The sequence below is a fragment of the Ramlibacter sp. genome (assembly GCF_035554825.1).
GTDB lineage: Bacteria > Pseudomonadota > Gammaproteobacteria > Burkholderiales > Burkholderiaceae_C > Ramlibacter.
The window spans coordinates 15,180-27,260 of the sequence record NZ_DATMHS010000134.1 but is presented as its reverse complement, the minus strand read 5'-3'; the positions used below and the strand labels follow the sequence as shown (position 1 = coordinate 27,260).

The 12,081-nt window shown below is 64.2% G+C and carries 15 protein-coding genes; 4 read left to right on the top strand and 11 right to left on the bottom strand.

What is annotated here, in order from left to right:
* Positions 1-86 precede the first annotated feature (86 nt).
* From VNT59_RS16565 to VNT59_RS21905, 7 genes are all read right to left on the bottom strand, one after another.
* Positions 87-419: a hypothetical protein gene (locus tag VNT59_RS16565; protein WP_325500090.1), complete on the bottom strand. Its 333-nt coding sequence runs from the start codon at positions 417-419 to the stop codon at positions 87-89.
* Positions 420-506: 87 nt separating this feature from the next.
* Positions 507-1,007, bottom strand: coding sequence for a GNAT family N-acetyltransferase (locus VNT59_RS16560; protein ID WP_325500088.1), 501 nt, complete (start codon positions 1,005-1,007; stop codon positions 507-509).
* Positions 1,008-1,101: 94 nt separating this feature from the next.
* Complete coding sequence (locus VNT59_RS16555; protein WP_325500086.1) at positions 1,102-1,473, bottom strand: 4-fold beta flower protein; 372 nt, start codon at positions 1,471-1,473, stop codon at positions 1,102-1,104.
* Positions 1,474-1,567: 94 nt separating this feature from the next.
* Positions 1,568-2,230, bottom strand: a complete 663-nt coding sequence (locus VNT59_RS16550) for a hypothetical protein (RefSeq protein WP_325500084.1) — start codon at positions 2,228-2,230, stop codon at positions 1,568-1,570.
* Positions 2,231-2,351: 121 nt separating this feature from the next.
* Entirely contained in the window at positions 2,352-2,861 is a 510-nt protein-coding gene (locus tag VNT59_RS16545) for a GNAT family N-acetyltransferase (RefSeq protein WP_325500082.1), read from the bottom strand.
* A gap of 111 nt (positions 2,862-2,972) precedes the next feature.
* Entirely contained in the window at positions 2,973-3,437 is a 465-nt protein-coding gene (locus VNT59_RS16540; protein WP_325500080.1) for a hypothetical protein, read from the bottom strand.
* Positions 3,438-3,581: 144 nt separating this feature from the next.
* Positions 3,582-3,881, bottom strand: a complete 300-nt coding sequence (locus tag VNT59_RS21905) for an energy transducer TonB (RefSeq protein ID WP_414708407.1) — start codon at positions 3,879-3,881, stop codon at positions 3,582-3,584.
* Positions 3,882-4,475: 594 nt separating this feature from the next.
* On the opposite strand from VNT59_RS21905, the gene VNT59_RS16535 reads away from it, so the two are divergent.
* From VNT59_RS16535 to VNT59_RS16525, 3 genes are all read left to right on the top strand, one after another.
* Positions 4,476-5,663 carry a hypothetical protein gene (locus VNT59_RS16535; protein ID WP_325500078.1) on the top strand — a complete coding sequence of 396 codons (1,188 nt, stop codon included), beginning with the start codon at positions 4,476-4,478 and terminating at the stop codon, positions 5,661-5,663.
* Positions 5,664-5,831: 168 nt separating this feature from the next.
* Positions 5,832-6,062, top strand: coding sequence for a hypothetical protein (locus VNT59_RS16530; RefSeq protein WP_325500077.1), 231 nt, complete (start codon positions 5,832-5,834; stop codon positions 6,060-6,062).
* Between the two features lie 219 nt (positions 6,063-6,281).
* The gene (locus tag VNT59_RS16525; protein ID WP_325500075.1) at positions 6,282-7,547 is read left to right on the top strand and encodes a hypothetical protein; all 1,266 of its coding nucleotides are present in this window, start codon (positions 6,282-6,284) and stop codon (positions 7,545-7,547) included.
* A gap of 62 nt (positions 7,548-7,609) precedes the next feature.
* Here VNT59_RS16525 and VNT59_RS16520 read toward each other — a convergent pair whose 3' ends face one another.
* Positions 7,610-8,569, bottom strand: a complete 960-nt coding sequence (locus tag VNT59_RS16520) for a class I SAM-dependent methyltransferase (protein WP_325500073.1) — start codon at positions 8,567-8,569, stop codon at positions 7,610-7,612.
* 249 nt (positions 8,570-8,818) lie between these two features.
* On the bottom strand, positions 8,819-9,247 hold the full coding sequence (locus tag VNT59_RS16515) for a YciI family protein (protein ID WP_325500071.1): 429 nt from the start codon (positions 9,245-9,247) through the stop codon (positions 8,819-8,821).
* A gap of 323 nt (positions 9,248-9,570) precedes the next feature.
* On the opposite strand from VNT59_RS16515, the gene VNT59_RS16510 reads away from it, so the two are divergent.
* On the top strand, positions 9,571-11,028 hold the full coding sequence (locus VNT59_RS16510; RefSeq protein WP_325500069.1) for an FG-GAP repeat domain-containing protein: 1,458 nt from the start codon (positions 9,571-9,573) through the stop codon (positions 11,026-11,028).
* A gap of 33 nt (positions 11,029-11,061) precedes the next feature.
* Here VNT59_RS16510 and VNT59_RS16505 read toward each other — a convergent pair whose 3' ends face one another.
* Positions 11,062-11,391, bottom strand: a complete 330-nt coding sequence (locus VNT59_RS16505; RefSeq protein ID WP_325500067.1) for an AzlD domain-containing protein — start codon at positions 11,389-11,391, stop codon at positions 11,062-11,064.
* Entirely contained in the window at positions 11,388-12,044 is a 657-nt protein-coding gene (locus VNT59_RS16500) for an AzlC family ABC transporter permease (RefSeq protein ID WP_325500065.1), read from the bottom strand. The genes VNT59_RS16505 and VNT59_RS16500 overlap by 4 nt, the downstream gene beginning before the upstream one ends.
* Between the last annotated feature and the right edge of the window lie 37 nt (positions 12,045-12,081).

Sequence of the window (12,081 nt, the reverse complement as noted above, 5' to 3'; positions counted from 1 at the left end):
CAGCCTAACGCGGAAGTGACTGGCGACTTGCGGCCGAAAGCGGCGACGCCGCGGAATGCCGCGAGGCGTCCGTGTCGACTGCCAAGTTAGACATCATGTCTGCCCCAGCGGAAAACATGGAAGTGGAAAAGGACGACGAGAACAGACGGCCACACGATGGTATTCACAACGTCATGCAAACTTGCCGCCCAGCGCCAGTGACCAAGGCTTGCCACGTCATCCCTCAAGTCCAAAGCCTCTCCGACGAGCGCGGCAAGTAGCACCACGCCCCATGGCCTTGCCAAGGAAGGGCGATCTCGCATAACAAGAGCCGCGAGCAGGAAGATCGCGAGGCCAAGGTAAATGTGCAGCGCGTCTTTGGACAGGCCAGTCGCGGAAACGATCGCCAACTTTACCGCCTGGACGAGCGAGGTTTCCATGAGGTTTAACGTCGGACTTGACCGGGGCGCACGACGCGAGTGCGCAACGCGCACGGAAGCACTTGTGCGTCCGTGTCGAAGGACCTGTTATGTCTCATGACGCAGCAACCCCATGAACAATGAATCGAAGTACTCGCCATTGACGCGGAAGGCGTGGCGCAGGGTCCCTTCGAGGGTGAAGCCTAGCCGTTCATAGAGCCGCTTTGCTCTAACGTTGTCTGCGCGCACTGTAAGTTCGATTCGCGTGAACCCTTTCGCCCACGCCCGCTCGAGCGCTGCCCTCATCAGCGCAGCTCCTATACCGCGGCCTCGATACTCTGGCATTAGTCCGAGACCGATGATGCCCACATGTGCGCGAGACTCGCCATGCGTAGGCAAAACGTCGCACCACCCGACTACCCTTCCGTTCGCAACAGCGACGACGGCCGGGCAGTCGCGCTCAAGGATGTTGCGGTAGAACGCAAACGCCTCCTCCATCGGAGGTGCCTGGAGGAATGCCAAATACCGGCCCTCGCGCGCCACCACATCAAGCACCTCGCGCAGCTGCGAAAAGTGCTCATCTCGCAGTGGAGCAATGTCAGCTCTCATGAGTCATAACGTCGGACTTGACCGGCGCACAAGCCAGGTGCGACCGAAGGGAGCGGACACGCTTGTGCGTCCGTGTCGAAGGACCTGTTATGCCTCATACATTGCCAACAGCACCACCCTTGAGGAAATCCTCAAGTGACTGACTGCTGTACCCGCTACTGAAACCCGGCCTGCTATACGGGCTGTACCTGCTGTATTTTGAGTACTTGCTGTACTTCGAATACTTTGATGGAGCCGAATACACGGAGTAAGGGCACTTCGCTGCGATCGATCCGACACGCTGTCCTCGGACGTCGTACACCACCCCATCTGCAAACCATCCTAGATGCTGGCCGTTCCAGCCGTACACATGCTCCCCGTTCAGATAGGCCACGGCATGACCGCTCCACAGGTATATCGAGTGCTCTTGGTCGTCAGCAATATAGGCTACCGGGTGGCCCGTGCCGTCATATAGCGTCACTTCCATGGCGATCTCCTAAATGAGGCATAACGTGGAGTTGAGGCGCCTGCGCGGCTTTTCGCGCAGGTCGCCTCGAACGCAGGGTTAGGAGTCTTTTCCGTCATGGCCGAGGCATCTTGCTTTGCAGGGCAGCGACAAACCTTGGGTCAAGCTCAGCGCCGCGCGGTGTTGCCTCAGCCAGCTTAACTTTCTTCCATGCCTCGGCGAAGTTGCCAACGTAGAACAACGTAATGGCCCAGTTTTGAAGGTTCGGCGTGTGTTGCGGAGCCTTTTCGTGAACGCGCGCGAAACGGAAGAATGCGTTGTTCAACATGGATTGACTTCTTGTTTGAGCACCGGCGATGCCGAGCGCTTTGGCATAGTCGGCTGCGAAATCTATGTCGCCACCAACAATGCGGTCTGCCTCAGCGAAGAGCGCTAATGACTCGTTTAGCTTTCCCGCCCCAGCTTCAAATGCAGCCATGCCCCAAAGAGCGCTGCCGTTTGAGCTATCGAGCAGCCACGCTTGGTTGAAGCGTCTCATCGCATCCGGCGCATTGCCTTGCCGGAGAAACTGCCAACCACGGGCAGCGGCGTCCTCGGCCGCCTTCTTTCGGTCGCCCTTGTAGTAGCTGTCAATGCTCGCAAGGAATTTTTTATCGGCGGCCTTCTCCGCCTCATTCTTCGGTTGCGCACCGTACTTCGGCAGAAGGTTGGTGTCCTGCGCAAAGGCGTTCGACGTCAGCAGACTTAGAGCAACGAGAAGGGTGCGGAGGATCAGCATAAAGACTCCTAACGTTGGAGTTGACCGGCACGCAGTGGCATTGAGCCGCGGGGCGTACGCTCACCAGCACGCCTTGCGGCGCAATGCCGGTGCGTGTGCGTGTCGAACGACCTGTTAGCGCTCATGCGCTCCGTCCTCGGCTCATTGACTGGATATCGTAGTAGACACCCCCGAGTTGCAGTACTCCTGGCTCACGTCCGGTTGCAGTGAAACCGAGCGACTCGTACAAGCGGATGGCGGACTCGTTCGGCAGAAAGACGTACAGGTAAACGCGTTCCGCCCACGACGAAAACGCACGTTCAATCGCGAGCTCCGACAGTCTGCGCGCGAGTGATCGGCGGCGGTAGGTGGGCGCGGTAAACACACCCCACAGGACTGCTTTGTGGGCGCCCGAAGGTCGCGTAGTCGGCTTGGAGATACCCGCCGTCGCCACAAGCGACTCGCCGTCGAAGGCGCCGAAGACCACACTAGGCGCAGGAGCCGAGAGCTGTTCCCGGAATTCCTCGAGTGAGCGTTGCAACTCCTCTTCAAGAGAGAGGCCCATCTGCACTGGGCAGTCTGCGACTACTGACTTTCGAAGATCAGCGAAGACCTCTGCGTCAGCGCCGGAAAGCTCACGGATGGAAATCATGAGGGCTAACGTAAAGGTGACCGGCACGTTGCGGCAAGGGGCCGCACGGTGCAGGATTTCCAGCGGCGCTGTGGGGCCCCTTGCCGCAACGTGTCCGAGTCGAGCGACAAGTTAGGGAGCACCGCGCAGCCTCCGAGCGGCCTCTTTCGCACTGAGCGGACGCAGAAACTCCTTCGCAATGACGCGAAGACCGAGAAGAAAGCTGGTGTAGCCAGCCATGATGTACAGAAGTGGCAGCGAGTAGATCAGCACCCAAGCGTTCTTCGCTCCCCCATCTTTCTGCACGCTGAGTCCGAACCAATACGCCCAGCCAAAGATCACCGCGCCAATAGCCGCTCCGACTACCGTGAAGAGCGCTGCTTGAACCGCGCGCTCGGCTGCATACAACGAGCGCACCTTGCTCGGTCCCTTGCGAAGAGCTCGGCCCCGGTTGTACATGAGGGCGGCGACCGCAATGTAGGTGGCCAGGATCGGAACGATCACCTTCGCAAAGGCTTCAAATTGCTGCAGAAGGACAACCAATAAGAAGGCAACAAACAGCGTGAATCCGCCGCCAAGGTGGAGCATCCACTGCACCCACTTATACAGGGGCCACTCAAGATGCGGGGGTCTCATCATCGTCCCACAGTGCTCTCTAACGTTGGACTTGACCGGCGCAGGAGAGGCGAGCGCCCAGGCGGGAACGCACTCGTGGCTCCGTGTCGAAGGACTTGTTAGCTCTCATTGCAGCGAAAATGCAAATTCCTGTTCCACTGGCACTCGCACAGGCTTGCCACCCCGAATCGGAGGTTCGAAACGCCACAGCATGATTGCATGCAGAGAGAGTGCAGCCAAGGCAGGCGGCGGTGAACCCACGATGCTCGGATTGCTCACGGTGCCGTCTGCCTCGACGAAGAAGCGAACACGCACAGAACCTACAAGGTTGTAGTTGCGTAGACTTGGCGGGTACTCGGGAAAAGAGGTCGAAACTGCCCTAAGCGGGGAGTCCAAGCCCACGCCATCTCTGACAGGTAGGCTCATCCTGTGCGTCTTCTCTGCATCTGCTCGGGTCTGACTGGTACCAGACTCGCCGACGACATACCGCGTGGTGTCTGTCGCACAGCCACAAAGGAGGGCGAGAGCACAAACGAAAGCTGCGCGGAATTTCATGGCTAACTTTGTTGTAAGCCGCAGGATGCGGAATAACACGGCTTTGCGCTCACTGCTTCAACTCCATCCGATCCTGCAAGTCATTGATTTATAAGCCAATGCTGCGCCAACGACCAGCCTTCCGCACCTGTGCACCGTTCGACGAAACCCGCGTGATGCGAAATAGCATCAGCGGTCCCGTTCCTCGCCAGCGCCTCGCCACTCCGCCAGGCTTGTCCAGTGCGTGCCTTCTCGGCATGCTGGATAGATGAACAGCCGTGCTGCTGTCCACGAAATACCGCGCACCCGGCACATGCCCGCCGCTGAAGGCCACGCGCCTTCGAGCGCAGTTGCCCAAGCGCCTGCGCTACCTGCACTACAGCTATCGCACGGAGCAAAGCACGTCTACTGGACCAAGTTCTTCGTGCACTTCCATGGCGCATCGGGTCAGAATGTGAGCCTTGCCTATTCATCGAAAGATGCCGGATGGCTCTCATAGCGCTCTCACGCCACATCGCCATTGCGTTTGCGGCTGGTATCACATCGATCCTCGCGGGCTGCGGCGGCGGCTCGTCCAGCCCGTCTCCGGAGCCCTCGCCGCCGCCGTCGGGAGTGATTCGCTTCGAGGTGAACTACCAACCGTCTGGAACCCTGCCAGGCAATACCGCTGCGGCGCGTTATCTAACGGTGCGGCCGCTCACCGGCCAAACCTCCTTCGGCACGCGCGCTGTGAGTCAAGTGCAACTGGCGTTCGCGCAGGAGGAGTCCCGCACGCTCACCGCCCCGACCTACGTTGACGCTCAGGGACGTCCCAACTATGTTTTCGAGATCTCGAACTCATACACGGCAAAGTGGCCGGGTCTGCAATGCACAGGTGAGCCGGCACGCGTGACGGTCACGGCCACGGCAGGTTATTCGTTTACCCGCAACACGGGCGTGTGCGTCGCCTATGACCAGACCTTCGCGGCCGCTTCGGACTACGGGGACCGGGTTGCCACGTTCACGGCAAGCGGACCGGACGGTCTGATGGGTTGTGCACTCTTGCGCACCGAGCCTGCTGCATACGCTGAGAGCAGCATCGGCTGCAACGACGGCGGGCAGGGCAACAGCTTGACCCTTCGCGCGGCGGACGGCGACAAACTCGTGTCCGTCATCGAGTTGCGGCCGGAGAGTTCCGCAGGCCTCGCGGCCACTGCGCGGCTCTCGCTGGAAGACGGCGCGCTGGCCCAGTCTGCGGCCATTCGGCACGATCAGGGCTACTCCAGTTCGCAGAACGCCAACCTGCGATGCTGCCGGCCGGCACCGGACCCATCCGCGCCGCTGCAGACGGTGTCGTTCGTGTTGAACGCGGAGTTGTACGTGACACCGCCGGTGCCCCGGGACGTCACCGTTCCCGTCGACCTGCAGTACCGGCTCATCGACGGGACGACAGGACAGGCTCGCGTCGACTTCAACGAGAGGGTCTCGTTCCGCGGCAGTCTCGTCAGGACGTTTCAGGCGCGACAGGGAGCCCAGATGTTCGTCCAGGCCAGTTCTCCCACTGCCTACAGCTACGTCTCCGTTCAGATCACTCCTGATGTGCTGGCCGACTGGAGCCGTGAGTTCGGGTGGGCGGCCACCTCGGCTGCGGGCGTCCCAGCGATCCTGAATGTGTTCGTGCCCGCGGCGAAGTAGTGGGAGCGCAAGAGCAACCGTTCTACTCGTTAGCCTTGAAGACCACCGCGTCCGTAGGGACCACCTGCTTGCGCGAGACACTGCCTTCCTCCAAAGAGCGTTCCGTCCGACGCCCCGAGCTCGGCCTGTGCCGCCATGATGCCGAAAAGTCATCTCCAGGAGCCCGACATGTCGCGAAGGGACAAGTCCGCCGACACCGACAAGCAAAAGCGTCAGGCGCGCGCTGCCGAGAAAGCCCACGAGCAAAAAGGAGTGGCCCGCCCTGAGGCCGAGACGCGCGCATGGGCCGCTGCCAACAAGCTCCACGGCGGAAGCAAGAAGATCGCCTCGAGACGGAAACTCCCCTCCGGCCCTCTCGGCGGCTCGGGTCGCAAGACCAACCTGGCGCGCTCCTCCTGAGCCGCTCGTTTCTGAAGACTGCCGGCCGCCGCCGTTGTGCCGGGCGACCGTACAAACGACGCGGTTGGTGGTCGTGGGCACGAACTGAAGCGCGCAATCGGCCGGCGATCCTCTTCATGATCGCTCCCCACTGCCAGTGCGGTGCGCGTCGGTGGCTCCCTGCCCTCTGCCACTTGCCAAAGCTTGCCCCTGCTTCATCACTTATGCTTCAATTCCCAGATGATCAGTGATCAACGCGTGCCGGCGCCGGCAAAGTGGCATCGCCGTGAATTCCTCTTCGCCGTCGCTGCGCTCACCGGTTGCGGCGGAGGCGGCGGCGGGGTTGCAGAGGGCGGAGGTCCCGCAGGAAGCCCTGGCGGCAGCGGCGACTCTGGCCTGCTGGCTCCAGGCACGACGTTCTTCGACTTGCAGTTTGTCGACGTCCAGACAGCTTATGGTGTCGGCAAGCAGGGCCTGGTGGCACGAACCGACAACGGTGGACAGACGTGGCGCAGACTCCCCGTCGATTCGACCGCCAACCTGACCAGCGTTCTCCCAGTCAACCGGCAGCTCGTCATCGTCAGTTCGGATGACGAGGCTGTGCTGCGCACCGTCGATGGTGGGTCGAGCTGGCAGCCGATGCGGCAGGGTTACGGCGCCCCGGTCGATACCGCGCGGGTGGCATTCGCGCCCGATGCCAATCGCGTGGCGTTGCGCGTCACGGGGAATGTACGGTGGGGAGGCGTGGACCACCTCAAGATCACCACCAACGGTGGGCTCGATTGGCTGACAACGCGCCCACCGTATTCGCAGATTCCGTGGGCGCTTCAATTCACGCGCTCGGGCTTGCTGTTCGACCTGAAGTGGCCGGTCTCAGGGGACGCAGTAGTGCTCTGGGTGTCCGACGACTTTGGGCGATCGTATCGGCAGGTCCCCTTGTCTGGTGTGGCCTGCGGTACGTTCGGCGAGCAGGGCATCTGGGTACAGACGTCGCCCGGCGGCGCCGGCAGCCCGGCCACCATCGCATTGAGTCAGGACGGTTTTCTCACCTGGACCGCACTGCAGATGCAGGTCGATGGGCTTGCGGCCGATGCGCAGCCGAGCATCGAACTGAGAGCGCTGGACGAAGCTGGCCGCGGCTGGGCCATCAGCTACGCAGCTGACTCGGGGACCAGAGGCTTGCTTCACAGTAACGATGGCGGCCGCCACTGGACTGCGGTGGCTGCGCCGGAAGTGCCGCGCGTCTGGAACGGTCGCCCGCTCGATGGGCTGGGGTGGGTCACCATGGGGGACAGCGGCATGTTCACGAATAACGTGGCGGAATGGTTCACCACCGACGCAGGTGCCGGTTGGCGCCGGTTGGATGCCGCGCCGGCAGACGGCACTGCAGTATTCATGCGGCGGGACGCCGCTGGTGGACTGCTGACCATGGTCGGCTCGCGCCAGGAGGGCTACACCTGGCGGCGCTCGACGGACGACGGCCGCACCTGGCGCACGCTGCTGTAGGGACAGCTCCGCGCGCAAGGTGACGGGCCCGAAGGCCGGGCCGCGCCCACCCGCCAGTTCCCTCATGGCCGGTTCTTGGACCACGCGCTGTCTGCGCGAACCAATGAAACCCGCTGACGCCGCTCAGGAGCCCGGTCACTCGTCCCGGTGTCTGGTGAGATCCTTGCCGAGCCCTTGCGTATTTGAGCTTCTGTCGCGGCGCGCTTTCGGCAGATCACCTGTACCGGATGCGTACGGCCTTCCTCGATGTTCAGCGCCGCATTGCGCGTCTTCTCCCGGGCGTTCGCCCCCAGAAGAATGTGGACACCCAGCGGCGGAAGGGCGCCTGCCTCCGCGAGCGCCAGAACCTTCCTGTACGCGGCAAGGTATTTCTCGCCCGTGTCCTCTACGGCAATTTCCGTGAAGCCTGCTTGGTCGAGCAACGCGCGCGTCTCGGCTGGCGGCACCAAATGGGCACCGCTGCCGTCTTCCGACCAAGGCAGGGGGTAATGCGGCGCGCCGGTGGGCCCGAGCCCATGTTCCGTCAGCGCAAACCAGGCGCCGGGCTTCAGGACCCGCGCGGCTTCTGCAAAGAATTGGCTGCGGTCCGGAACGTTCATGGTCACATGCTGCGCGTACGCACCATCGAAACTGGCGTCGGCATAGGGCAGATGCTGGCCGTCACCCTGCTCGATGGTGACCTGGTCCTGCAGTGACAGCAAGGCGGTGAGCTTTCGGCCAGCATCGACGAATGTCGGCGTGATGTCGATGCCGGTCACACGGCAGCGAAATCGCGTTGCGATATAGCGGGCCGGACCACCGATTCCGCAGCCGATATCCAGAACGTGATCGCCAGGTTCGATGGGGAGCCGGTCCGCGAGATCCACGGTCGCGGGAAAGCCCCGCGCATGAAAGTGATCCACTGGCGCCAGGTCATCGACGGTGAGGCCGTCGAGGGGTTTTCCTGCCTTCTCCAGCGCGGAGATGACCAACGCGTAGACGTCGCCCTTGGCCCAGTGCTCTGCAATCGCGTGCTGCTCCATGCTTTGCCTCCTTGCGCGTGACAGGTCGAGGGAGCTGTCGGCTCCGAAGCGGAGCGCGCATTCTGCACCGTCGGCTCTTCGTTCGCCACCGTCTCTCGCGGCCGGGCGACGCGATGCCGCTCGCCAACGTGCTCATCGACAAGTTCGCCCACGGAAGGTGCCTCGCGGCCGAGCAGCCGCCAGTCGCTCAGCCGAAGATTCCAGGGATTGAGGCGGCCCCCACATGGCCGGCGGGCGCCCGCCGTGCGATCAACCGGCGCGCGACTGCACTTGCTTGCGCAACCGCTCCTCCTGCTCGCGCAGCTCGGGCGTCAGGGCGGCGCCGAAATCCTCCGCCGAGTAGATCTGCCGGATCTCGATCTCGGAATCGGTGCGCATCGGGTTGGGGCACTTCTTCACCCATTCGATCGCCTCCTCCAGCGAAGCGCAGTTCCAGATCCAGAAGCCGGCCACCAGTTCGTTGGTCTCGGAGAATGGCCCATCGATGACACGCCGGTCCTCGCCCGAGAATGCGACCCGGACGCCACGCGAGCTCGGGTGCAGGCCCTCGCCTGCCTCCATCACGCCGGCGCGGACCAGTTCCTCGTTGAAGGCGCCCATGGTGGCGAACTCGGCCTGCGTGGGCATCACGCCCGCTTCACTGTCCTTCGTCGCTTTCACCATCACCATGAATCGCATGTCGTCTCCTTGATTGGTCAGGGACCGGGACGGCGCAGATCGCCGCGGGTGCGCGCAGCTGCGGGCGGCGGCACCTTGGTCATGAACGAACAGTATGAACCAGCGGACCTGGCCGACAAAGCACTCCGCGAGAGCGACCACACGCTCCTGCGACGCGCGCACCTTCGCCCGACAAGCCACCGGATAAGCTCGGCAGCAAGGAGAGAGACCTGAACGTGCAGTACCTGAACAGGACAATGGCCGCGGCTGCCTCGTGGCTCGCGGCCGCATCCCTGCTGGCCGGGTGCGGCGGCGGAGCCGAGTCGGCATCCGGCGCGCATCCCATGGCGGCCCTCAGGGCGACGGCCTCGCTGGCGCCGGCCGAGATTGCCGCCCTGATGGACTGGGCCGAATGGGCCTTTCCGCAGTACTTCCCGGTGGGAACCGGGAGCGCAGGCACGGCCGATCCGTTCACCTATCGTCACTACGGTGCCACCGGCAACTACGTCGGGATCTCCGACAGCGGCCAGGTGGCGCTCTACGGACCGGTGAGCGGCGGCGCGCTGCAGGTCGTCGGCACCACCGCCGACTTCGGCTGCAAGGCCGCGCCCGAGGCCTGCGGTGCAGGCACGTGGCGCCGGGTGAGCACCACCACGTTCCCGATCGACGGCGGCATCCTGGCCAGCGCCATCGCCAATCGCGGGGACGAGTCGCTGCTGGTGCTCAACGGCGTCGGCAGCGACCGCTGCGAGACCCTTCCCTTCCGGGCGATACGGCTCACCCCGCAGGGGGTCTTCGACGCCTCTCAGCGACTCGCACAGGCGACGCCGGCGACGCACGCGCGCGAAATCGTCGCCGCGGATTTCGACGGCGACGGCCTGGAAGACATCTTCAGCGCCAATCACGGCTGTGACTACCAGAGCAACCCGATGGCGGGCAGCGGCGAACGCAACGCCTTGTTCCTCGGCACGGCCACCGGGTTCAGCGACCGTTCCGCGACCCTGCCCGCTGCCGCCGCGTTCACGCACAGCGCAGCGGCAGCGGACGTGGACGGCGACGGCGACGCGGACATCCTGGTGGCCGACCTCCACCTGGCCTCGTACCTGCTGGTCAACGACGGCCATGGCAGCTTCACCCCGCGTGCCGACCTGCTGCCGGCCGCGATGCTGGACAACACCACGCAGTACACGGCGGTGCTGTTCGCCGACGTCGACGGCGACGGTGCGCCGGACCTGGTCACCGGCACCATGCCCGAGTCGGACGACGTCGCGGAGCGCGCGGGCCATGTGTACCTGAACCGCGGCGGCAGTTTCCGCGGCACGCCGCGCGGCGCGCTGCCACCCGGCCTGTTCGGCCCGCGCACGACGGTGCTGGACATCAAGGCCCTGCGACTCGGCGGGCGCCAGCACCTGGTGCTGCTGGAAACGGCCGACTACCAGAACTTCAAGCTGCAGATCGTCGCCAACCGCGGCCTGGGCCTGTTCGAGGACCAGACCGAGGCCCTGCTCCCCGCACAGAAAACGGGCGCGAGCTGGCCTGCCTTCGTCCATGTGGCCGACATCAACGGCGACGGCCTGGACGATCTGGTGCTGCAGCACGCCAACTTCGCGCCGAACCCCGACGACCCGGTGGCCTACGTGTTCACGGTCGCGGGCCGCTATCGCGAACTGACCCGTGCCGAACTGCCGGCGGATGTGCGCGGCCTGATGCCGGCGCGCATCGGCGGGCAACCGTATCTGCTGAGCGTGCGCAATGGCGACCTTGCAGGGCTGGGCGTGGTCGAGCTGTACACCAACCGGTGATGGCGGTCCCAGCCGGCGGGCATGCCGGCTGACCTACCAGCCGGCGCCGAACCGCAGCGCCAACATCACCCCGGTGCCGCACACGATCGTGCCGAACAGGCTCTGTTTCCACGCATAGAACGCCAGGCCGGCCAGGGCCCCGAAGATGCGCGGATCCCGCCAGGTGTCGATCAGGTGGCCCTGGGTCAGGACCAGTTCCGGCGCCACGACCGCGGCCAGGGCGGCGATGGGCGCGTAGCGCAGCCCCTCGCGCAGCCACTGCGGCATCGGCAGGTCCTGGTCCGGCAGCATGAAGAAGGCGCGGCAAAGCAGGGTGATCAAGGCCATGCCGAGCGAAGTGAGGAAGATTTCCAGCGGGCTCACTTGTCCACCTTTGCAGGCGCGGGACGCGCACGGTCGGCCAGCACGCCGAACGCGACGGCCGCCGCGATGGCGACCACGATATTCAGCTTCATGGGAAGGGCGTAGGCCGCAACCGCGGCGCACGCGGCAACCACGGCCGCCACCCAGGTGGACGGACTGCGCAACTGGGTGCAGGTCAGCGCCAGCAGCGCCATGGTGCCGGCGAAACCGAGGCCCCACGACGCGGGGATTCCGTGCCCGGCGACGATGCCGGTGATGATGGCCAGCTGCCAGACCCCGAACGTCACGACGGCGCATCCGAGGAAGTAGTCCTCGTGCCTGTCCCCCGGCGCGAACTGGGGAAAGCGGCGAATGAACAGCGCGAAGTTGGTGTCGCCCATCAGGAAGCTGAGCGCGATGCGCCGCCTCCGCGGCAGGTGCGCGAAGTACGGGCGGTAATGAAAGCTGAAGGCCACGAAGCGCAGGCTGACGCAGAGCGTGGTGGCCCAGACCACCCACATTGGCGCGCCGGCGGCGATCAGCGGCAATGCCGCGATCTGCGCGGAGCCGGCGTACACGAGCACCGACATGAAGATGGCCAGTGCCACGCCCATCCCGCTTTTTGCCATCGCGACGCCGGCGACCAGTCCCCAGGCGGCGATGCCGATCGCCATCGGCATGCCCTCGCGCGCGCCCTCTTGGAAAGCCGGC